The 21,383-nt window shown below is 47.0% G+C and carries 14 protein-coding genes, 4 tRNA genes, 3 rRNA genes and 1 pseudogene; 18 read left to right on the top strand and 4 right to left on the bottom strand.

Going from position 1 to position 21,383, the window contains the following annotated elements; all coding sequences use genetic code 11:
• The first annotated feature begins 11 nt into the window (after positions 1–11).
• The 3 genes from recQ to ACXABW_RS14530 all read left to right on the top strand — a co-directional run bounded on the left by recQ (position 12) and on the right by ACXABW_RS14530 (position 3,079).
• The gene (recQ, locus tag ACXABW_RS14540; protein WP_457523262.1) at positions 12–1,850 is read left to right on the top strand and encodes an ATP-dependent DNA helicase RecQ; all 1,839 of its coding nucleotides are present in this window, start codon (positions 12–14) and stop codon (positions 1,848–1,850) included.
• Positions 1,843–2,148 carry a DUF3630 family protein gene (locus ACXABW_RS14535; RefSeq protein ID WP_457523260.1) on the top strand — a complete coding sequence of 102 codons (306 nt, stop codon included), beginning with the start codon at positions 1,843–1,845 and terminating at the stop codon, positions 2,146–2,148. Before recQ ends, ACXABW_RS14535 begins: the two co-directional genes overlap by 8 nt.
• A gap of 259 nt (positions 2,149–2,407) precedes the next feature.
• Positions 2,408–3,079, top strand: a complete 672-nt coding sequence (locus tag ACXABW_RS14530) for a 7-cyano-7-deazaguanine/7-aminomethyl-7-deazaguanine transporter (protein WP_252028746.1) — start codon at positions 2,408–2,410, stop codon at positions 3,077–3,079.
• 63 nt (positions 3,080–3,142) lie between these two features.
• Here ACXABW_RS14530 and ACXABW_RS14525 read toward each other — a convergent pair whose 3' ends face one another.
• The gene (locus tag ACXABW_RS14525) at positions 3,143–3,733 is read right to left on the bottom strand and encodes a mechanosensitive ion channel domain-containing protein (protein WP_265686776.1); all 591 of its coding nucleotides are present in this window, start codon (positions 3,731–3,733) and stop codon (positions 3,143–3,145) included.
• 375 nt (positions 3,734–4,108) lie between these two features.
• Between ACXABW_RS14525 and ACXABW_RS14520 the strand changes: the two genes are divergently transcribed.
• Complete coding sequence (locus ACXABW_RS14520) at positions 4,109–4,879, top strand: TerC family protein (protein ID WP_265686775.1); 771 nt, start codon at positions 4,109–4,111, stop codon at positions 4,877–4,879.
• On the opposite strand, the gene ACXABW_RS14515 is transcribed toward ACXABW_RS14520, so the two are convergent.
• The 3 genes from ACXABW_RS14515 to rhlB all read right to left on the bottom strand — a co-directional run bounded on the left by ACXABW_RS14515 (position 4,863) and on the right by rhlB (position 9,301).
• Entirely contained in the window at positions 4,863–6,320 is a 1,458-nt protein-coding gene (locus tag ACXABW_RS14515; protein WP_252028740.1) for a winged helix-turn-helix domain-containing protein, read from the bottom strand. The genes ACXABW_RS14520 and ACXABW_RS14515 overlap by 17 nt on opposite strands.
• Before the next feature lie 159 nt (positions 6,321–6,479).
• Positions 6,480–7,973: a guanosine-5'-triphosphate,3'-diphosphate diphosphatase gene (gene gppA / locus ACXABW_RS14510; RefSeq protein ID WP_457523257.1), complete on the bottom strand. Its 1,494-nt coding sequence runs from the start codon at positions 7,971–7,973 to the stop codon at positions 6,480–6,482.
• Positions 7,974–7,993: 20 nt separating this feature from the next.
• Entirely contained in the window at positions 7,994–9,301 is a 1,308-nt protein-coding gene (gene rhlB, locus ACXABW_RS14505) for an ATP-dependent RNA helicase RhlB (protein ID WP_457523255.1), read from the bottom strand.
• Positions 9,302–9,413: 112 nt separating this feature from the next.
• Between rhlB and trxA the strand changes: the two genes are divergently transcribed.
• From trxA to ACXABW_RS14435, 14 genes and pseudogenes are all read left to right on the top strand, one after another.
• Positions 9,414–9,740 carry a thioredoxin TrxA gene (trxA, locus tag ACXABW_RS14500; RefSeq protein ID WP_004409639.1) on the top strand — a complete coding sequence of 109 codons (327 nt, stop codon included), beginning with the start codon at positions 9,414–9,416 and terminating at the stop codon, positions 9,738–9,740.
• A 203-nt stretch (positions 9,741–9,943) separates the two neighbouring features.
• Positions 9,944–11,203, top strand: coding sequence for a transcription termination factor Rho (gene rho / locus ACXABW_RS14495; protein ID WP_004741192.1), 1,260 nt, complete (start codon positions 9,944–9,946; stop codon positions 11,201–11,203).
• A 108-nt stretch (positions 11,204–11,311) separates the two neighbouring features.
• Positions 11,312–12,307 carry a hypothetical protein gene (locus tag ACXABW_RS14490; RefSeq protein WP_457523253.1) on the top strand — a complete coding sequence of 332 codons (996 nt, stop codon included), beginning with the start codon at positions 11,312–11,314 and terminating at the stop codon, positions 12,305–12,307.
• Positions 12,308–12,415: 108 nt separating this feature from the next.
• Positions 12,416–13,802 (top strand): annotated as a pseudogene (ubiD, locus tag ACXABW_RS14485) (4-hydroxy-3-polyprenylbenzoate decarboxylase); the annotation flags it as partial.
• A 65-nt stretch (positions 13,803–13,867) separates the two neighbouring features.
• Positions 13,868–14,275, top strand: a complete 408-nt coding sequence (locus ACXABW_RS14480) for a hypothetical protein (protein ID WP_457525033.1) — start codon at positions 13,868–13,870, stop codon at positions 14,273–14,275.
• The gene (locus ACXABW_RS14475; protein ID WP_252028734.1) at positions 14,272–14,541 is read left to right on the top strand and encodes a 2Fe-2S iron-sulfur cluster-binding protein; all 270 of its coding nucleotides are present in this window, start codon (positions 14,272–14,274) and stop codon (positions 14,539–14,541) included. The genes ACXABW_RS14480 and ACXABW_RS14475 overlap by 4 nt, the downstream gene beginning before the upstream one ends.
• Before the next feature lie 14 nt (positions 14,542–14,555).
• On the top strand, positions 14,556–15,269 hold the full coding sequence (gene fre / locus ACXABW_RS14470; protein WP_252028732.1) for an NAD(P)H-flavin reductase: 714 nt from the start codon (positions 14,556–14,558) through the stop codon (positions 15,267–15,269).
• A 474-nt stretch (positions 15,270–15,743) separates the two neighbouring features.
• Positions 15,744–17,296: ribosomal RNA gene (locus ACXABW_RS14465) — 16S ribosomal RNA — on the top strand.
• A 67-nt stretch (positions 17,297–17,363) separates the two neighbouring features.
• Positions 17,364–17,440: transfer RNA gene (locus ACXABW_RS14460), tRNA-Ile, on the top strand.
• A gap of 43 nt (positions 17,441–17,483) precedes the next feature.
• Positions 17,484–17,559 (top strand) — tRNA-Ala (locus ACXABW_RS14455).
• A 291-nt stretch (positions 17,560–17,850) separates the two neighbouring features.
• Positions 17,851–20,740: ribosomal RNA gene (locus tag ACXABW_RS14450) — 23S ribosomal RNA — on the top strand.
• Between the two features lie 161 nt (positions 20,741–20,901).
• A 5S ribosomal RNA gene (gene rrf / locus ACXABW_RS14445) occupies positions 20,902–21,017 on the top strand.
• Together the 16S, 23S and 5S rRNA genes with 4 tRNA genes alongside form the textbook arrangement of a ribosomal RNA operon.
• 41 nt (positions 21,018–21,058) lie before the next feature.
• Positions 21,059–21,135 (top strand) — tRNA-Asp (locus tag ACXABW_RS14440).
• Between the two features lie 56 nt (positions 21,136–21,191).
• Positions 21,192–21,268, top strand: a tRNA-Trp gene (locus tag ACXABW_RS14435).
• The last annotated feature ends 115 nt before the right edge of the window (positions 21,269–21,383 follow it).

The following is a 21,383-nucleotide window of genomic DNA, read 5'->3' as shown; positions in this document are numbered from 1 at the left end:
TGAGATAATTCATGACCTCGACACTGTTAGCCCAGCAACCAGAAGCGGAAGCGCCTACGCCGCAAGGCATCTTAGAAGATGTATTTGGCTATCAAAGTTTCCGTGATGGTCAGCTTGAGGTCATCGAAGCGGCAGTCAACGGCCTAGACAGCCTAGTGATTATGCCAACCGGTGGCGGTAAGTCGCTGTGTTACCAAATTCCGGCATTGGTGCGCTCTGGTTTAACCTTAGTGATTTCGCCTTTGATTTCATTGATGAAAGACCAAGTCGATCAGCTTAAAGCCAATGGTGTGGCGGCTGAGTGCATTAACTTTGCAATGCCAAGAGAAGAGCTGATTAGCGTCTACAACCGCATGAATTCTGGCGCACTTAAATTAGTGTATGTGTCGCCAGAACGTGTGCTGATGCGCGATTTCATCGAACGATTGGAAAGTTTGCCGCTTTCGATGATTGCCGTTGATGAAGCGCACTGTATTTCTCAGTGGGGGCATGATTTTAGACCGGAATACGCGTCGCTAGGGCAGTTGAAGCAACAGTTCCCTCACGTGCCATTTATGGCTCTGACTGCGACAGCCGATGATGCGACTCGCAATGACATTGTCCATCGCCTCAGTCTAAACGAACCACATAGCTACTTAGGCAGCTTCGATCGCCCAAACATTCGCTACACCTTGGTCGAAAAACATAAACCTGTTTCTCAGGTGATTCGTTACCTTGATACTCAAAAAGGTAACTGCGGCATTATCTACTGTGGTAGCCGTAAGAAAGTGGAAATGCTGACTGAAAAGTTGTGCAACAACCACATTCGTGCCGCGGGCTATCATGCGGGTATGGAAACCGACGAGCGTGCCTACGTTCAAGAAGCATTCCAACGAGACGATATTCAAATCGTTGTCGCGACAGTGGCATTCGGCATGGGGATCAATAAACCCAATGTTCGCTTTGTGGTGCACTTTGATATTCCACGTAACATCGAATCTTACTACCAAGAAACTGGCCGAGCAGGGCGTGATGGCTTACCAGCAGAAGCAATGATGCTCTACGACCCAGCTGATATCAGTTGGCTGCGCCGTATGTTGGATGAAAAAGACGATGGCCCGCAAAAGCAGGTTGAGAGTCATAAGCTCAATGCGATGAATGCTTTTGCGGAAGCGCAGACATGTCGCCGCCAAGTTCTACTTAACTACTTTGGTGAATATCGCGAGCAGCCATGTGGTAACTGCGATATTTGCCTCGATCCACCAAAACGATTCGACGCCAAAGAAGAAGCGCAAAAAGCGTTGTCTTGTGTGTACCGAGTTAACCAAGGCTTTGGTATTGGCTATGTTGTGGAAGTGCTACGTGGGATGCAGAACATTCGTATTCGAGAAAATGGCCACGATAAGCTTTCCACGTATGGGATTGGTCGGGATCATAGTCATGATTACTGGGTGAGTATTTTCCGCCAGCTGATCCACAAAGGGTTATTATTCCAAAACATCACCCGTAACTCGACGTTACAGCTCACTGAAGAAGCGCGCCCATTGCTGCGTGGTGATATGGAGCTCGAGTTAGCGGTTCCAAGGCTCGATACCGCTGCGCGCGCGGCTAAATCGGATAAGCTATCGAGCAAAAACTACGATAAAAAGCTGTTCGCTAAGCTACGTAAACTGCGTAAGGCGATTGCCGATGAAGATGGCTTGCCACCTTATGTGGTATTCAGTGACGCCACCTTAATTGATATGGCCGAAATTCTGCCAACCTCTTACGGTGAAATGTTGGCCGTAAATGGAGTTGGGCAACGCAAGCTAGAGAAGTACGCAGACCCATTTTTAGATCTCATTCAGGAGCATTTAACTCATCATGGATAAGCAATTTGGTTTAATGGAGTACCAGCAAAGTGAAGGGCGTATTTTAATTAGCGCACCAAGCTTTGATTTCGATTACTTTCCGGAGTTGGGTGAACAGTTGGTATCGATGCTGTCGGCCAGTGTGATAGAGAAACAGTGGGATGCCGATATACACTCTTGGTTGATTGACTTTGAAGGTTGCCAATTATTCCTCAAAGCAGAGCATTACAGTGAGTCCCTTTGGTTAGAAGCTTTATCAGTCGCAGACTCACAAGAAGAACTCAATTATTTAGCCGGTCTGTTTCGCCGCGGCTTCTAAAGCTGCGTCATAAATATCAATTCGAACATATAGAAAAATGATTCCCATCATTTAAATTTATTTGATGGGTTTAATCGATTGCGCAAAAACTGACCCTTGCGACAGGAATTGGTTAATGTATAATCGCCCGCCGCTGTGACTCATCAAACAAACGAGTTCAGCGGGTTAATTTTTTACATTGTTGGTATGAATCGGCGCTACAAATAGCTCCATTCAATTTGGGTTCCCTCGCCCCCAAACCAAACTAAAAAGGTATCGCATGAGTAACTTTACCCCTGCGCAGCAGCGCAAAGCCCTTTTCTTATTAGTCCTATTTCACCTGATCATCATTGCATCCAGTAATTACCTGGTACAACTGCCGTTCACTGTGTTTGGTTTTCATACCACTTGGGGCGCATTCACTTTTCCATTTATCTTCTTAGCCACTGACCTAACAGTACGTATTTTTGGGGCTCAGTTGGCGCGCCGCATTATTTTCTTGGTGATGTTACCCGCACTGGCAGTGTCTTACGTTTTATCGGTACTGTTCTTTGAAGGGCAATTCCAAGGTGTCGGCCACTTAAGTGAGTTCAATTTATTTGTTGCGCGTATCGCGATCGCAAGCTTCATGGCTTACCTACTCGGTCAGATTTTAGATGTGCATGTGTTTAACCGCCTGCGTCAACTCAAGCAGTGGTGGATTGCACCAACTTGTTCAACGCTGTTTGGTAATGCGTTGGATACCATCGCTTTCTTTGCGATTGCTTTCTACCAAAGCCCAGATCCGTTTATGGCTGAGCACTGGACTGAAATCGCGCTGGTGGACTACGGCTTCAAGCTCGTGATCAGCCTTGGCTTATTTGTGCCAATGTACGGTGTGCTTCTTAACTACATCGTGAAGAAAATCACAGCAGTGAATCCTAGCTTCAAAGCTTCGGGTGTGAATGCTTAGTCGCTAAACCACCCTTGATGTTATTTCGAGAGCCCTTTGGTTGTTATCAGCCAAGGGGCTTTTTTATGCCTTGCCTTTTTCTTCCAGCTTAGATTGCCTGCGGATCTCTGCGTTCTTTATCGTGGTGGTAATGTTTTTCTGTATCACCTTTGTCACGCTCTTTTGCAGCAGTAGCGAGTTAGGGTAGGTAATAATGTTGCCATCTGGGTGACGAATTAAGGTGTGGAACATGCGTATTTCAAGGATTTTTCCCTCGATGCCTTCCCCATCGGCGACCACTATGAAGTCTCCGATTCGATACGGGAAGACAAAGAAAATTAAAAAGCTGGCGGTGATGTTACTCAAAATAGACCATTGGGCGATGAAGCCGACACCAAACACCGTAAACACAGACGAGATAAAAATCGAGAAATTACCGTAGCCGATACCACTAACAATGATGTAACTGGCCGACAGAAACACAAAATAGGTGATATTGAAGCAACGAATGATGAACGCGCTGCGTGTCGATGAAACCGCTTTATTGTGCGCCAGTGTGGTGATGGTTCTGTTGGTAAAACGTTTAAGTAGCCAAAATACCAGTAAGAAAAGCAACCCAAGCAATATGTCGTACTCTCGTAGCGTGGCAAAAATTGTATAGATGGTGTCTAGCATAGCGCCCCCTAAATGAATGAGAGGGTATTGTGTAAAGCGGCGCTATTTTCCGCATCATCAAACTCTTATCTTTTTATCATTTCCACTAATTGCTAGTCGGCTTCGAACTCCACGCACTCGGCTGTGGTTAGTGTTTTTATATTTAAGTAGTTGAAAATAATTGCTTTATATTTTTTTTATATTCTGGTTATTGATAGGTGACGCTTTGCTGATGTCACAGATTTATTGATTTGTAGAATGGCCGACCTTTTTACTTTCAGGTGGGAAAACCATGATATTTATTGCAATCAAACTAGTCAGTGTATGCGTTTATAAATGGCGTAATAGACAGTCCAATCTTTCATCTTCAGTTATTAAGTGTCAGGGGGTGAAGTGATGGTCACTGACTATTTGGTTGCGTTTAGTACTTTGTTATTGCTGGAAGTGATTCTCGGCGTCGACAACGTCATATTTATCTCGATTTTGGTTGAGCGTTTGCCGACAGGGCTACAACGAAAAGTGCGTAACTTAGGTATCGGCTTGGCAGTAGTCTCTCGTATTGGTTTGGTATTTTCGGTGTCTTGGCTTATGTCATTAACCGAGCCAGTGGTTGGCATTTCAACATGGATGTTTTCGGGTAAAGATTTAATTTTGATTTTTGGTGGTGCTTTTTTGCTGTTAAAGAGCTTAAAGGAGTTGCTGGCTTGGCTGCAGTCGAAAGGGCACGCTGAAAAAGGCGCTATGACCGCAAGCGTGACCTTAATTGTTCTGCAAATCATTGCGATTGACGCAGTATTCTCATTTGATTCGGTGATCACGGCGGTTGCCTTGGTTCATGATATCGAGATCATAGTTGCCGCGATTGTGATTTCCGCCATTATTATGCTGGCACTGGCGGAAAAAATTCAGCTCACTATCGCGGCATATCCTGGACTCAAGCTATTAGCACTACTGTTTCTTATTCTTCTGGGGGCGATGTTGGTATTTGAAGGTACTGGGTTTGAAGTGGACAAGAGCTACACCTATGTCGTGCTTGCATTTGGCCTAACGCTTGAGATTCTGCACATTATTCTGGATAGGCAGCAGAAAAATATCAGCCGCTCCCTATCTGAGGTAGCGGCTGATGAAAAGTTTCGTCAACGACTGGAAGCTACTCAAATTCTTTAAGTAGTGGGTCTAAGTTGCTGTCAAAGAATAGTGGTGAAGCAAACTGTACTGCTCGTAATGATGAGTTACTCTGCGTGGCTTTGAGGTACAGTTCTTTTGCTGCGCCGCCATTTCCTCGTGACTCTTCTGCTTTGGCAAGCAACAAGTAAGACAGGATAGAATGTTTTTGATCGGGCAGAGATAGCAGTATGCGCATGGCTTTTTCTGGATTGTCTTCAGAAAGTGCCATCATTGCCATCGCATCATAAACACGTGGCATTTTCCCTTGTTCAAGCAGACGGGTGAGTCTATCGCGATACTCATCATTAAGAGCAACAGTCATCTGCTGCTTGTTTGAATCATTGGAATTGAAGATACGGAACATTTCACCGATGTAATTCACGGTGTAGGTGAAGTCGTGATCCGGAGCTAACTGTTTGGCGAGGCGAAGGTTCACTAAAGCCTTTTCCATTGGCTCACCGTTATACAAGTAACCAATGCCAGTAAGAACGTGTTCTAACGCTGCTTCATCACTAGGAAGTTGTTCAAGTAGCTGCATCAACTCTTGCTTGGGTGGTGAGATATACAGTGCGCCCAACATGTCATCCAACATCGAGAACAGCGTTTGATGAATCGATGCCAGCTCGGTGGGGTAGCGTCGGCTAAGGTGGCCCTGATTAGACACGCGGTTGTGATAGCGCATGGTTAAGCGAGTGTATTGGCCATCACGGCTAGGAGAGGTCGCCAGTTTCAGCTCAATCGCAGCGATTTTCTGCAACTCAGGACTATGGACAATGCGGATATTGCTGTAGTAGCCAACATATTCAATAAATTTAGTGACCACACCAAACAAAACCGGATCCTGTTGAATGTCGTCACTGATCTCTAATACCACGTAGCGAGACTCAAAGTTTCCTAGCCGAGTCGGCTGACTGATGGGAGGTGAAGTTTGGTTGCCCAAGGCGGAATATAGGATGTAGCCTGTTTCGAAGCAGATGATGGTTGCGAGTGCTATTGGTAACCAAGGCTTTGTCCTTGGGGTAGGAGTTTTTGTAGAAGGGGCGGTGTCTTCTTTAATTTCCGGTCTAGTTTCAGGCTGAGGGTAGTCGGTAACCCCGCTGTTGCTGGTTTCATAGCTGACGCCTACTTCGGCAAAAAACTTATAACCTCGTTTGGGAACAGTAATGATATAGCTTTCATTCTTGGTCGAGTTTTGCTTTAGAACCTTGCGCAACTCGAACACAGCTTGGGTGACGACTTGATCAGTCAGAATCATGCCATTCCAGACATTTTCAATCAGCTCATCACGGGTATGCGTCTGCCCAGGGTTCTGACAAAAGAACTCCAGCAGTTTACTAAGGCGCTTGTCGATGTTGATGGTCTTATCGCTAAACACAATCTGCCCTTCATTTGGAATGAAAGACCATTCATCAATATTAAAGCTAGTCGCCTTACTCACCATGCACCGTGCTCCTTAGTGTCGAACTCCATCAAAAACAGTATATGGCATAATGTAATGATTTTTATGATGTTGTTTGAATTTTTGCGCTTAAGTCATCTATTGATAATTGAGTTACTTGTGGTGGGTGAGCAATAAAAAAGCCCTCCGAAGAGGGCTTTTTTAGCATTCAATAATCGATAAAGGCCAACCAATATCGGTTTGTCGGTTGGCTTCAATCTCGAGCTCAGCACTGGTGAGTGGGTTCGATTCAAGCCACTGCTTGTCGATGGACAAGGTGAGTGTGTCTTGTTCAGCACGAAGTGTCACTGCTGGCTCTAATTCACAACTGCGTCTGTGTGTAAGTAGTACTGCTAAACGCAATAAGCGCAACACTCGTTTGCCGCTGGTACCTGATAAAGCGTGTTGTTCAGGCAGTGAGCTAAGTTGCTCACGGTAGCGACGAGCAGCTTCGGCTAGAAAGTGCTTTTGTGCGCGGGTGTAGCCCGGCAAATCTAAGTGGTTTAAAAGGTATGCGCTATGTTCGCCACCCTTTTTAAAATCGATGGTTAAACCAATCTCATGCAGCTTGGCGGCAGTTTGCAGTAATACTGCACCTTGTGGTTCGGCAATCCAGTTATCGCCGCCACACTGTTTAAGCAGTTTACCTGCGAGGTTGGATACTTGCTCGGCGTAAGCCACGTCGATTTGATAACGTGCTTGTACACTACAAATGGTGCGAGCACGAATGTCGTTTTGACGTAGGCCATCGACCATTTCATAGACCAGCCCTTCACGGAGTGCGCCGCCGGCCAGTGTCATCGAGTCGATGTTGAGTAGCTCAAAGATGGCAATCAAAATGGATAAGCCACTCGGGAATACCAGAGCTCTTTCCAATGTTAACCCTTCGATCTCAAGCTCTTCCAGGTGGTCGGCTAGCATGGCCTGTTTCTGCAGTCGCTTAAGTTTTGCATGGGTAATGACTTCATCCATCCCTTGCGCCAGCATGATTTCTTGTAGCGCTTGAACGGTACCACTCGCACCCACACAGACGTCCCAGCCAATTTGCGTATATTGCTCTAGGATAGGGGCTAATGTGTCTTTCGCTGCTGCGATTGCGTTGTCAAAGTTAGTTGCCGTCAGTTGACGGTCTTTGAAGTGGCGCTCTAGCCAAGTCACGCAGCCCATTTTCAAACTGGTGAGTGCTTTAGCGTCAAATCCTTCGCCGATGATAAGTTCAGTGCTTGCTCCGCCAATATCGACTACGAGTCGGCGCCCCATGCCACCAGAGGTGTGTGCGACACCTTTATAGATGGTAGCGGCTTCTTCTTCGCCAGAGATGACTTCAATGTCATAGCCTAGAATCTGATTGGCTTTACGTAAAAAGACATCCACATTGGTTGCAGTGCGAAGTGTCGCTGTGCCCACAATGCGGATGTTTTGCTTCGGAATATCTTGTAGTCGCTCAGCAAAGAGACTCAAACAGTCCCAGCCACGCTGCATAGCTTCCTGACCTAACGCATTATTTTCATCTAACCCTGCGGCTAAACGTACTTTGCGTTTTATCTTCGCCATTGTTTGAACGCTGCCATCGATATGACGCACAACGAGCATGTGAAAACTGTTCGACCCGAGGTCGATGGCTGCGTAAAGCGGTGATGAGACTGCCTGATTCATAAACGACTATAGCTTCCTTGTTATTGCGATTGTGATTGACGTTGCTGTCTTGGTCGACGGTTGTTTGGTCGACGGTTTCCTGAGCGAGAACCACCTGTGTTAGAGCGGCGTTGCTGAGGGTTGCGGGAACGCATACGTAGCGGCGCTGGAAGATCTTCGATCAGCGCAGATGAGTCGTACTCCGACATTGGGATTGAGTGCTCGATATACTCTTCAATCGCTGGTAGGTTGATAGCGTAATCTTCACAGGCAAAGCTGATCGAGTGACCGCTAGCACCAGCACGACCAGTACGGCCAATACGGTGAACGTAATCTTCACAATCGTCAGGTAGGTCGTAGTTAAATACGTGCGTTACCTGTGGGATATGTAGGCCGCGAGCCGCAACATCGGTTGCAACAAGGATATCGACTTCACCCTTAGTGAATTGCTCAAGGATTTTTTCACGTTTCTTCTGTGGAACGTCACCTGTTAGTAGGCCAACGCGGTGACCGTCTGCTGCCAAGTGGCCCCATACCGACTCACACTTATGTTTAGTGTTAGCAAATACAATCGCACGGTCAGGCCATTCTTCTTCAATCAGAGTTTGAAGCAGTGGCATTTTGTGCTCGTTCGACGGGTAGAACAATTCTTCTTGAATGCGGTGACCTGTTTTTTGGTCTGGTTCGACAACAACATGCTCTGGGTTGTGCATGTGCTCAAACGCGAGTTCTTGAACGCGGTAAGATAGAGTCGCCGAGAACAGCATGTTTAGGCGGTCTTTTGGCTCAGGCATACGACGGAACAAGAAGCGGATGTCTTTAATGAAACCAAGGTCGAACATGCGATCGGCTTCGTCTAGGACAACGGCTTGAATGTGGTTTAGGTTGAAAACCTTTTGCTTGTAGAAATCGATAATACGACCCGTAGTACCGATCAATACGTCTACACCTTTCTCAAGCTTCGCTAGTTGCTTATCGTAGCTTTCACCACCGTAAGCAAGTGCAGCTTTGATGCCAGTGCTTTCCATTAATGGAGCAGCATCATTAAAGATCTGAATCGCCAACTCACGAGTCGGAGCCATAATAATGGCACGCGGCTGAGTTGGTTTACGACCTTCATGCTCAGGTGTATTCAACAAATGGTTAAAGGTAGCAGTAAGAAACGCTAGCGTTTTACCAGTACCCGTTTGGGCCTGGCCTGCGATGTCTTGGCCGGTGAGCAGTACCGGCAACGCCAAGGCTTGGATAGGGGTACAATATTCGAACCCTTTTTTCTCCAATCCTTCAATAACTTGGGCGTTTAAATCCAAGTCGGCGAACTTTTGCTCTGTGATATGCGTCTTTTTCATTGCTATAGAATATCAGCTTAAGCTTGCAATACGAAAGTAAATACATTCCAATAGGGCATCTATTTACTGGTTATCATCCAACCAGTTCAGAAATAATACATTGGAGTGGAAGATGAGCGACAAGATTTTGCAGCTAACAGATGACGGTTTTGATGCCGACGTAATTAACGCTGCAGGCCCTGTTCTTGTGGACTTTTGGGCAGAATGGTGTGGCCCTTGTAAGATGATTGCACCAATTCTTGATGAAATCGCAGATGAGTACGAAGGCAAGCTGACTATCGGTAAATTAAATATCGATCAAAACGCTGGTACTCCACCTAAATTTGGTATTCGCGGTATCCCAACGTTACTTCTTTTCAAAGATGGTAGCGTCGCAGCAACTAAAGTTGGTGCACTTTCTAAGACTCAATTAAAAGAGTTCCTAGACGCTAATCTATAAGTAGCAAACTAAGCAAACCGTGCGATTTGAATAAATGCACGGTTTTGTTTTTGCTGCTCAACAAAATCTAGACTAGGCTACTATTTAGTGCTAGTTTATCGCACGTTAAATAAACAAGTGTTCACTTCTTGGTCGATCCTGAGACCAAATCCCTCTTAAACTAGAAAACAGATCCTATTTTGACTAAACAAGTATCTACCACAATGAATCTAACTGAATTGAAGAACAGACCCGTGTCTGAGCTTGTTAAACTTGGTGAAAGCCTTGGTCTTGAGAACCTAGCTCGCCTAAGAAAACAAGACATCATCTTCGCCATCCTCAAAGCTCACGCGAAAAGTGGTGAAGATATCTTTGGTGATGGGGTACTCGAAATTCTGCAAGACGGTTTTGGTTTCCTTCGTAGCGCCGACAGTTCTTACCTTGCTGGCCCAGATGATATCTATGTATCGCCAAGCCAAATTCGTCGTTTCAACCTTCGTACAGGTGACTCGATTGCTGGCAAGATTCGTCCACCGAAAGATGGCGAACGCTACTTTGCTCTACTAAAAGTCAACACTGTTAACCACGACAAACCTGACAACGCACGTAACAAAATCCTGTTTGAAAACTTAACTCCGCTGCACGCCAACGAACGTATGGTGATGGAGCGTGGTAATGGTGCAACAGAAGATATTACAGCGCGTATCCTCGATTTGGCTTCACCAATCGGTAAAGGCCAACGTGGTCTTATCGTTGCTCCGCCAAAAGCGGGTAAAACCATGCTATTGCAAAATATTGCACAAAGCATTGCTCACAATCACCCAGAGTGTGAGTTAATGGTTCTACTGATCGATGAGCGTCCGGAAGAAGTAACTGAGATGCAACGCCTTGTTAAAGGTGAAGTAGTGGCATCAACGTTTGATGAGCCTGCATCTCGTCACGTCCAAGTTGCGGAAATGGTTATCGAGAAAGCAAAACGCCTTGTTGAGCACAAGAAAGACGTCGTCATCCTACTCGACTCAATCACTCGTTTAGCTCGTGCTTACAACACCGTAGTACCTTCATCAGGTAAAGTACTAACCGGTGGTGTGGATGCAAACGCTTTACACCGTCCTAAGCGTTTCTTCGGTGCCGCTCGTAACGTTGAAGAAGGCGGTAGCTTAACTATCATCGCTACAGCACTGGTTGATACTGGTTCTAAGATGGACGAAGTTATCTACGAGGAATTCAAAGGTACAGGTAACATGGAACTGCACCTTAATCGTAAGATTGCTGAAAAGCGTGTCTTCCCTGCGATTGATTTCAACCGCTCTGGTACTCGTCGTGAAGAGCTTCTTACTAAGAACGATGAACTACAGAAGATGTGGATCCTGCGTAAGATTGTTCACCCAATGGGCGAAATTGATGCAATGGAGTTCCTCATCGACAAGCTTGCGATGACCAAGACCAACGATGAGTTCTTTGACGCGATGCGTCGCCAGTAAACTCTGACTTAAGATTCAGAAAACGCCACCTCTTATCGGGTGGCGTTTTTTATTGCAATCTATCAATAGAACGCTCAGAATGAAGGCAATTGTTACAAGGAGGTTAACATGCAACAAGGAATGTTGTCGTCAGTTCTCCTATCTGGGCTACTGCTTATAGGAATGCCACTGGCGTCTGCGACGGAAATGCAGCCAGTTGTTGTACAGCAATGGAAGCAAGATGAGCAGATCCAAGCTAAAGTCGCTGAGCTTCTTCAATACGCTGTAGAAGATGAAGTCGATTCACTCAAATTTGCACTTCAGCGACTAGCGTTGCCTCAGCAAGAAGTCGCGCGCTTTCTATTGCTACAGAAAATTGAACAGCAAGATGTCGCGCTTACGTCTAAGATGGCTATCTTTGTTGAATCCCAACAAAAGCTGGTACCCACATACCAAGTTCTAGAGAAAGGTGACGGATATGAGTTCGTTACCCCTGCATTTAATTACCCTGCTATTGCGAGTCGGTTACTTAAGCAATGGCAACAAGACCAAACCACACTTGATTTTGTTCTCATGGCGGAGCGTAAAGAGCTTAACCTTCTAACGTGGTTGTCGGGTAGTGAGTATCAGGTTCAGACCCGTGAAGCGTTACTTATTCGAGAGCTAGACAGCTTATCCCCAGAAGCGGTGCAAGCGCTGACTAAACAGTTTACTTCACAAGCGGTGACAAGTTGGTTGCCATCTTCTCAAGCTATGGTTCGCTTGGCGCAGGTGAGCGAAGACCCAGACATCTATAAGTTACTTTGGTTAATGAAGGCAGATCATCACAGTGAAAATGAGCTAGTGCGATTGGCCAATGTAGGGGATAAGTTTGCGTTAAACCAAGTGATGAATGCGACATCGAACCCGAGCTTGAAAGAACAGGCGTTGCTTGAATTGACCCGAGTAAAGCCAATGTCTGAAGAGGTCAAAGAATTTTTGGTTTCTCGTATGTCGATTACCGATGAAGCACCACTGGTAGCTCGTGAGTTAGCCGCGCAAGGTTACCGTGGGTGGTTAGAAGAGCTTTTGAGCAGTAACCAGCAAGTGAAAAGTAATGCTATTTCTCAAGTCTTATCTCAGTAAGACGTTTTCTGTGGATAGTGTTTGTAATGGACACACACAAAAAGGAGCAACGGCAATTGCTCCTTTTTGGTATACTGCTGCCAGATTAACCAGCCAGCTAGAAGGCCTATGAGTTTTAAGGATTTACGCGATTTTATTGACCATTTGGAACAAAAAGGCCAGTTAAAACGCATTTCTCACCCTGTTGACCCTCACTACGAGATGACCGAAATCAGCGATCGTACTTTGCGTGCTGAAGGTCCAGCATTGCTGTTCGAAAGCCCAATTGGTTACGACTACCCAGTACTGACTAACTTGTTTGGTACACCAGCTCGCGTTGCAATGGGTATGGGGCGACAAGAGGTCAAAGAGTTAAGGGAAGTCGGCAAGTTGCTCGCGTACTTAAAAGAGCCAGAACCACCAAAAGGTTTCAAAGACGCATTGGATAAACTGCCAGTATTCAAACAAGTTCTGAATATGCCGGCTAAGCGCCTAAGAAAGGCAGCTTGCCAGCAAGTGGTATGGCAGGGTGACGAAGTCGATCTGGATAAAATCCCCGTGATGAGTTGTTGGCAAGATGATGTGGCTCCACTTTTAACGTGGGGACTGACGGTCACTCGAGGTCCGAACAAGAAACGCCAAAATCTGGGTATCTATCGCCAGCAAAAAATCGGTAAGAACAAGATCATCATGAGGTGGTTAGCTCACCGTGGTGGTGCGCTTGATTTGCGTGACTGGATGGAAACCAACCCTGGCAAGCCATTTCCTGTCTCTGTTGCTTTCGGCGCTGACCCTGCGACGATTCTTGGTGCCGTGACTCCGGTTCCTGACACTTTATCGGAGTATGCATTTGCAGGTTTACTCCGTGGCAGTAAAACGGAAGTCGTCAAGTCGGTGAGCAATGATCTTGAGGTGCCAGCCAGTGCCGAGATTGTAATGGAAGGCTACATCGATCCGAGTGAGTTTGCCGACGAAGGTCCATATGGCGACCATACGGGTTACTACAACGAAAAAGAGAAGCATCACGTATTTACCATCACGCACGTCACTATGCGTGAAAAGCCTATTTACCACAGCACATACACTGGCCGCCCGCCAGATGAGCCTGCAGTATTAGGCGTGGCGCTCAATGAAGTGTTTGTCCCGATCCTGCAAAAGCAATTTCCAGAGATCGAAGACTTCTATCTACCGCCAGAAGGGTGTTCATACCGAATGGCCGTAGTAACGATGAAGAAACAATATCCAGGCCATGCAAAGCGCGTCATGATGGGGGTGTGGTCTTTCTTACGTCAGTTTATGTACACCAAGTTTGTGGTTGTGTGTGATGAAAGTGTGAATGCGCGAGATTGGCATGAGGTGGTTCAAGCGATGAACGACACTATGCAGCCTCATCGTGATATCGTCATGATTGAAAGTACTCCGATCGATTCACTCGACTTTGCTTCCCCTGTTGTTGGGTTGGGCTCAAAAATGGGCTTCGACGCAACTGTGAAATGGGAAGCGGAGGAAGCGCTAGGAGCGAAGTTTATTCCGCAGCAACAGAACGTAACCCGAGAAGTTGATGAGCAAGAATGCGAGCTGATGGTGGAAGCTCAGATACCTGAGGTGAATGACTGTTATTTAGCGCCAGGAGTAGGCGACAGCCGGATGGTCATTCTATCCATCGATAAGCAGAAGGCGGGACAGGCTCAGCATGTTCTAGCGCAGTTATGGTCTCAGCTTCATGACAAAGTGAATGTCAAGTTTGCTATCGTGGTTGATGGAGACGTCAATATCAGAGATTGGAACGATGTTATATGGGCAATTACCACCCGTATGGATCCATCTCGAGACACTATAATGTGCGATAAGCATGGGTCTAAAGCAGGCTTGGATGCGACCAATAAACTTGAGGGTGAAGTAGAGCGGGAGTGGGGTATTCCAATAACCAAAGACCCTGAACTCGTCGCTAAGATTGACGCAATTTGGGATCAACTAGGTATCTTATGACCTATACAGTCATTTTGTTACCCAATGAAATAAAATTCCAAGTTTCAAAAGGGCAGACGGTGTTGGAAGCGGCGCTCAACCAAAACATCAACTTTCCACATCGTTGCCAAGTTGGTGCATGTGCGATGTGCATGTGCAAGAAAATAGAAGGTCATGTGTCATATCATCTTGAACCTATGCTTACAGAGAAAGAGCAAGATCAAGGTTGGATATTTCCATGCCAAGCCTTCGCAGAAAGTAATTTAGTCCTTACTCTAGACGAGTAAGTGAGAGGAAGACCATGACTATTAAATGTAAAGTGAAGTCCATTGAGCCATTGGCAAGTAATACCTACCAAATTTTGCTACACCCTGAAACGCCAGTTGCGTTCAAAGCAGGTCAGTATCTAATGGTAGAAATGGGTGAAAAAGATAAGCGTCCATTTTCAATTGCGAGCAGTCCTTGTCGTCATGAAGGCGAGCTGGAGCTTCATATAGGTGCTGCTGAGCACAATGCTTACGCTTTGGAAGTTGTCGAAGCGATGAAGCAAGCGTTGCAAGATGGCAGTGATATCAATATCGATGCGCCACACGGTGACGCTTGGGTAAAAGAAGAAAGTGAACGACCACTACTCCTTATTGCTGGTGGTACAGGGTTCAGTTATGTACGCTCTATTCTAGATCACTGTATAAGCCGTAATAAATCTAATGAAATTTATCTTTATTGGGGTGCTAAAGATGACAGTCAGTTGTATGCGAAAGCTGAGTTGCTAGCAATTGCAGAAGAACATAGTAACGTTCACTTCATTCCAGTCGTCGAAGATGCTCAAGCTGATTGGCAAGGTAAAGTAGGTAATGTGCTTCAAGCTGTAGAGAGTGATTTCGAATCTCTTGCGGATTATGACATTTACATTGCTGGTCGATTTGAAATGGCGGGTGCTGCACGTGAGCAGTTTACTCAAAACAAAGAAGCGAGCAGTGCCAACATGTATGCAGACGCTTACGCATTTATCTAATTTGTTAGCGTTCTGTGATGAAAAAGAGGGCTTTTAGCCCTCTTTTTTGACTTTTTGATGCAATATTAATCGAACAAACCATTTTTCGGTTTTTTTTGAGAAAAGGGCTTGCACCCAAATCTAATCTCCCTATAATGCGCATCCACTGACACGGCAGACGCCACAAGGCTTCAGCAACGTCAGAGAGGTGAAAAGCTTCTGAGAAAATAAATTTGAAAAAGTGTTTGACTCTTCAAATTATCTCGCTAGAATGCACCTCCGCTTTGAGAGAAAAGTTTCTTGAAAAGCCAAGCTCTTTAACAATTTAAACCTATCAATCTGTGTGGGCACTCGTTGATGATAATCCAATTAGAAACTTCGGTTTCAAATTAGGTTTCAATGAAACGAAGTGACCATTGAATCTTCGGATTCAGCACAGTCAATTCAAACATTACTTTATGTAATGTTCAGTATTCATTGAGCCGACAAAATCTTAAATTGAAGAGTTTGATCATGGCTCAGATTGAACGCTGGCGGCAGGCCTAACACATGCAAGTCGAGCGGAAACGAGTTAACTGAACCTTCGGGGGATGGTAACGGCGTCGAGCGGCGGACGGGTGAGTAATGCCTAGGAAGTTGCCCAGTAGAGGGGGATAACCATTGGAAACGATGGCTAATACCGCATAACCTCTTCGGAGCAAAGCAGGGGACCTTCGGGCCTTGCGCTATTGGATACGCCTAGGTGGGATTAGCTAGTTGGTGAGGTAATGGCTCACCAAGGCGACGATCCCTAGCTGGTCTGAGAGGATGATCAGCCACACTGGAACTGAGACACGGTCCAGACTCCTACGGGAGGCAGCAGTGGGGAATATTGCACAATGGGCGAAAGCCTGATGCAGCCATGCCGCGTGTGTGAAGAAGGCCTTCGGGTTGTAAAGCACTTTCAGCAGTGAGGAAGGCATTAAGATTAACACTCTTAGTGTTTGACGTTAGCTGCAGAAGAAGCACCGGCTAACTCCGTGCCAGCAGCCGCGGTAATACGGAGGGTGCGAGCGTTAATCGGAATTACTGGGCGTAAAGCGCATGCAGGTGGTGGATTAAGTCAGATGTGAAAGCCCGGGGCTCAACCTCGGAACTGCATTTGAAACTGGTTCACTAGAGTACTGTAGAGGGGGGTAGAATTTCAGGTGTAGCGGTGAAATGCGTAGAGATCTGAAGGAATACCGGTGGCGAAGGCGGCCCCCTGGACAGATACTGACACTCAGATGCGAAAGCGTGGGGAGCAAACAGGATTAGATACCCTGGTAGTCCACGCCGTAAACGATGTCTACTTGGAGGTTGTGGCCTTGAGCCGTGGCTTTCGGAGCTAACGCGTTAAGTAGACCGCCTGGGGAGTACGGTCGCAAGATTAAAACTCAAATGAATTGACGGGGGCCCGCACAAGCGGTGGAGCATGTGGTTTAATTCGATGCAACGCGAAGAACCTTACCTACTCTTGACATCCAGAGAACTTTCCAGAGATGGATTGGTGCCTTCGGGAACTCTGAGACAGGTGCTGCATGGCTGTCGTCAGCTCGTGTTGTGAAATGTTGGGTTAAGTCCCGCAACGAGCGCAACCCTTATCCTTGTTTGCCAGCGAGTAATGTCGGGAACTCCAGGGAGACTGCCGGTGATAAACCGGAGGAAGGTGGGGACGACGTCAAGTCATCATGGCCCTTACGAGTAGGGCTACACACGTGCTACAATGGCGCATACAGAGGGCGGCGAGCCAGCGATGGTCAGCGAATCCCAAAAAGTGCGTCGTAGTCCGGATTGGAGTCTGCAACTCGACTCCATGAAGTCGGAATCGCTAGTAATCGTAGATCAGAATGCTACGGTGAATACGTTCCCGGGCCTTGTACACACCGCCCGTCACACCATGGGAGTGGGCTGCAAAAGAAGTGGGTAGTTTAACCTTCGGGAGGACGCTCACCACTTTGTGGTTCATGACTGGGGTGAAGTCGTAACAAGGTAGCCCTAGGGGAACCTGGGGCTGGATCACCTCCTTATACGATGATTATTGCGATGAGTGTTCACACAGATTGATATGGTTTAAAAAGTTTAAGAGACGATACTGGGTCTGTAGCTCAGGTGGTTAGAGCGTTCGCCTGATAAGCGAGAGGTCGGTGGTTCAAGTCCACTCAGACCCACCAATCTTCCTCCCAGGGGATTGGCTGATAGTATCGACACCTTGATGGGGCTATAGCTCAGCTGGGAGAGCGCCTGCCTTGCACGCAGGAGGTCAGCAGTTCGATCCTGCTTAGCTCCACCATCTTTAAGCGCATTAGCGATAGTGCTTTTAAAAATGGTTCTTCAATGAATCTAGCTCTTTAACAATTTGGAAAGCTGACGAATAACATTTGATTAATGTTATTCAAATAAAAGTTCTCAAATCCTATGTCTCTTAGAGATGTAGGTACCAACACACATTCAAGTGTTCTTGGGAATAACTTTCGAGTTATTCATATTTGAGTCCGGCAAAATCGAATGTCTCTCGCTCATTCAAATAATGAGAGACACACCTTGGTTGTTTGCCATACGTAAAGACCCCTTCGGGTTGTATGGTTAAGTGACTAAGCGTACACGGTGGATGCCTTGGCAGTCAGAGGCGATGAAGGACGTATTAACTTGCGATAAGCCCAGATTAGGTAGTAAAAACCATTTGAGTCTGGGATTTCCGAATGGGGAAACCCAACTGCATAAGCAGTTACTGTTAACTGAATACATAGGTTAACAGGGCGAACCCGGGGAACTGAAACATCTAAGTACCCGGAGGAGTAGAAATCAACCGAGATTCCGAAAGTAGCGGCGAGCGAAATTGGACTAGCCCTTAAGCTTTTAATGATGCAGGTGAAGAGTCTGGAAAGTCTCGCGATACAGGGTGATAGCCCCGTAACCGACACATCATAATCAGTGAAATCGAGTAGGGCGGGACACGTGATATCCTGTCTGAATATGGGGGGACCATCCTCCAAGGCTAAATACTACTGACTGACCGATAGTGAACCAGTACCGTGAGGGAAAGGCGAAAAGAACCCCTGTGAGGGGAGTGAAATAGAACCTGAAACCGTGTACGTACAAGCAGTAGGAGCACCTTCGTGGTGTGACTGCGTACCTTTTGTATAATGGGTCAGCGACTTATATTCAGTAGCAAGGTTAACCGATTAGGGGAGCCGTAGAGAAATCGAGTCTTAACTGGGCGTCGAGTTGCTGGATATAGACCCGAAACCAGGTGATCTAGCCATGGGCAGGTTGAAGGTTGAGTAACATCAACTGGAGGACCGAACCGACTAATGTTGAAAAATTAGCGGATGACTTGTGGCTAGGGGTGAAAGGCCAATCAAACCTGGAGATAGCTGGTTCTCCCCGAAATCTATTTAGGTAGAGCCTCGGACGAATACTACTGGGGGTAGAGCACTGTTAAGGCTAGGGGGTCATCCCGACTTACCAACCCTTTGCAAACTCCGAATACCAGTAAGTACTATCCGGGAGACACACGGCGGGTGCTAACGTCCGTCGTGGAGAGGGAAACAACCCAGACCGCCAGCTAAGGTCCCAAAGTATAGCTAAGTGGGAAACGATGTGGGAAGGCTTAGACAGCTAGGATGTTGGCTTAGAAGCAGCCATCATTTAAAGAAAGCGTAATAGCTCACTAGTCGAGTCGGCCTGCGCGGAAGATGTAACGGGGCTAAGCTATACACCGAAGCTGCGGCAATGCAATTTATTGTATTGGGTAGGGGAGCGTTCTGTAAGCCGTTGAAGGTGGGTTGTAAAGCCTGCTGGAGGTATCAGAAGTGCGAATGCTGACATGAGTAACGATAAAGGGGGTGAAAAACCTCCTCGCCGGAAGACCAAGGGTTCCTGTCCAACGTTAATCGGGGCAGGGTAAGTCGACCCCTAAGGCGAGGCCGAAAGGCGTAGTCGATGGGAAACGGGTTAATATTCCCGTACTTCTTACAATTGCGATGGGGGGACGGAGAAGGCTAGGTGGGCCTGGCGACGGTTGTCCAGGTTCAAGTGCGTAGGCTTGAGAGTTAGGTAAATCCGGCTCTTTTTAAGGCTGAGACACGATGTCGAGCTACTACGGTAGTGAAGTCATTGATGCCATGCTTCCAGGAAAAGCCTCTAAGCTTCAGATTGTAAGGAATCGTACCCCAAACCGACACAGGTGGTCGGGTAGAGAATACCAAGGCGCTTGAGAGAACTCGGGTGAAGGAACTAGGCAAAATGGTACCGTAACTTCGGGAGAAGGTACGCTCTTGACGGTGAAGTCCCTTGCGGATGGAGCTATTGAGAGTCGCAGATACCAGGTGGCTGCAACTGTTTATTAAAAACACAGCACTGTGCAAAATCGTAAGATGACGTATACGGTGTGACGCCTGCCCGGTGCCGGAAGGTTAATTGATGGGGTTAGACTTCGGTCGAAGCTCTTGATCGAAGCCCCGGTAAACGGCGGCCGTAACTATAACGGTCCTAAGGTAGCGAAATTCCTTGTCGGGTAAGTTCCGACCTGCACGAATGGCGTAATGATGGCCACGCTGTCTCCACCCGAGACTCAGTGAAATTGAAATCGCTGTGAAGATGCAGTGTACCCGCGGCTAGACGGAAAGACCCCGTGAACCTTTACTACAGCTTGGCACTGAACATTGAGCCTACATGTGTAGGATAGGTGGGAGGCTTTGAAGACGGTACGCCAGTATCGTTGGAGCCATCCTTGAAATACCACCCTTGTATGTTTGATGTTCTAACTTAGACCCATTATCTGGGTTGAGGACAGTGCCTGGTGGGTAGTTTGACTGGGGCGGTCTCCTCCCAAAGAGTAACGGAGGAGCACGAAGGTGGGCTAATCACGGTTGGACATCGTGAGGTTAGTGCAATGGCATAAGCCCGCTTGACTGCGAGAATGACAATTCGAGCAGGTGCGAAAGCAGGTCATAGTGATCCGGTGGTTCTGTATGGAAGGGCCATCGCTCAACGGATAAAAGGTACTCCGGGGATAACAGGCTGATACCGCCCAAGAGTTCATATCGACGGCGGTGTTTGGCACCTCGATGTCGGCTCATCACATCCTGGGGCTGAAGTCGGTCCCAAGGGTATGGCTGTTCGCCATTTAAAGTGGTACGCGAGCTGGGTTTAGAACGTCGTGAGACAGTTCGGTCCCTATCTGCCGTGGGCGTTGGAAGATTGAAGGGGGCTGCTCCTAGTACGAGAGGACCGGAGTGGACGAACCTCTGGTGTTCGGGTTGTGTCGCCAGACGCATTGCCCGGTAGCTAAGTTCGGAATCGATAACCGCTGAAAGCATCTAAGCGGGAAGCGAGCCCTGAGATGAGTCTTCCCTGGCGCTTTAAGCGTCCTAAAGGGTTGTTCGAGACTAGAACGTTGATAGGCAGGGTGTGTAAGCGTTGTGAGGCGTTGAGCTAACCTGTACTAATTGCCCGTGAGGCTTAACCATACAACACCCAAGGGGTTTTGATGGACTCAAATAGAACATTGAATGTGTATAAGTAGAACTTAAAATCAGTTTTCCGAATTATTCGATTTGCAAGCAAATCTCACCCTAAAGGGCCGCACTAAAGTGCGTTTGAATTTGCGAGCAAATTGATAAAGAATTTGCTTGGCGACCATAGCGTTGTGGACCCACCTGATTCCATGCCGAACTCAGAAGTGAAACGCAATAGCGCCGATGGTAGTGTGGGGCTTCCCCATGTGAGAGTAGGACATCGCCAGGCTTTAAATTTAGTACATCTGCTCAGGCGGATGATACCACTGCGGAGTGGTAGTTCAGTTGGTTAGAATACCGGCCTGTCACGCCGGGGGTCGCGGGTTCGAGTCCCGTCCACTCCGCCATTTATTCCAAGACCTCGCTTATGCGAGGTTTTTGTGAATCTAGAAAAGAGAATTTTAGGGGTGTAGCTCCAATTGGCAGAGCAGCGGATTCCAAATCCGCGTGTTGGGAGTTCGAATCTCTCCACCCCTGCCATTATTAGAAAGCCTCAGTCGAATGACTGAGGCTTTTTTGTATTTCGGGTTTGGGACATAGGTGGATCAGCGGATTCCCCTAATTCAAAAACAGCGCGTGTTGGGGCGAAGCTTTC

This window comes from Vibrio paucivorans (assembly GCF_054053395.1).
The sequence above is the reverse complement of the archived record's forward strand: the minus strand, read 5'-3'. Positions and strand labels throughout refer to the sequence as shown.

What these genes read in the sequence shown, in the direction of transcription:
- ACXABW_RS14530 (WP_252028746.1), top strand. Translation starts at nt 2,408, where the DNA reads ATGAGTAACTTTACCCCTGCGCAGCAGCGCAAAGCCCTTTTCTTATTA.
- gppA (WP_457523257.1), bottom strand. Translation starts at nt 7,973, where the DNA reads ATGAATCAGGCAGTCTCATCACCGCTTTACGCAGCCATCGACCTCGGG.
- ACXABW_RS14515 (WP_252028740.1), bottom strand. Translation starts at nt 6,320, where the DNA reads ATGGTGAGTAAGGCGACTAGCTTTAATATTGATGAATGGTCTTTCATT.
- ACXABW_RS14475 (WP_252028734.1), top strand. Translation starts at nt 14,272, where the DNA reads ATGACCTATACAGTCATTTTGTTACCCAATGAAATAAAATTCCAAGTT.
- ACXABW_RS14480 (WP_457525033.1), top strand. Translation starts at nt 13,868, where the DNA reads ATGGTGGAAGCTCAGATACCTGAGGTGAATGACTGTTATTTAGCGCCA.
- recQ (WP_457523262.1), top strand. Translation starts at nt 12, where the DNA reads ATGACCTCGACACTGTTAGCCCAGCAACCAGAAGCGGAAGCGCCTACG.
- ACXABW_RS14490 (WP_457523253.1), top strand. Translation starts at nt 11,312, where the DNA reads ATGCAACAAGGAATGTTGTCGTCAGTTCTCCTATCTGGGCTACTGCTT.
- ACXABW_RS14520 (WP_265686775.1), top strand. Translation starts at nt 4,109, where the DNA reads ATGGTCACTGACTATTTGGTTGCGTTTAGTACTTTGTTATTGCTGGAA.
- ACXABW_RS14525 (WP_265686776.1), bottom strand. Translation starts at nt 3,733, where the DNA reads ATGCTAGACACCATCTATACAATTTTTGCCACGCTACGAGAGTACGAC.
- fre (WP_252028732.1), top strand. Translation starts at nt 14,556, where the DNA reads ATGACTATTAAATGTAAAGTGAAGTCCATTGAGCCATTGGCAAGTAAT.
- trxA (WP_004409639.1), top strand. Translation starts at nt 9,414, where the DNA reads ATGAGCGACAAGATTTTGCAGCTAACAGATGACGGTTTTGATGCCGAC.
- rhlB (WP_457523255.1), bottom strand. Translation starts at nt 9,301, where the DNA reads ATGAAAAAGACGCATATCACAGAGCAAAAGTTCGCCGACTTGGATTTA.
- ACXABW_RS14535 (WP_457523260.1), top strand. Translation starts at nt 1,843, where the DNA reads ATGGATAAGCAATTTGGTTTAATGGAGTACCAGCAAAGTGAAGGGCGT.
- rho (WP_004741192.1), top strand. Translation starts at nt 9,944, where the DNA reads ATGAATCTAACTGAATTGAAGAACAGACCCGTGTCTGAGCTTGTTAAA.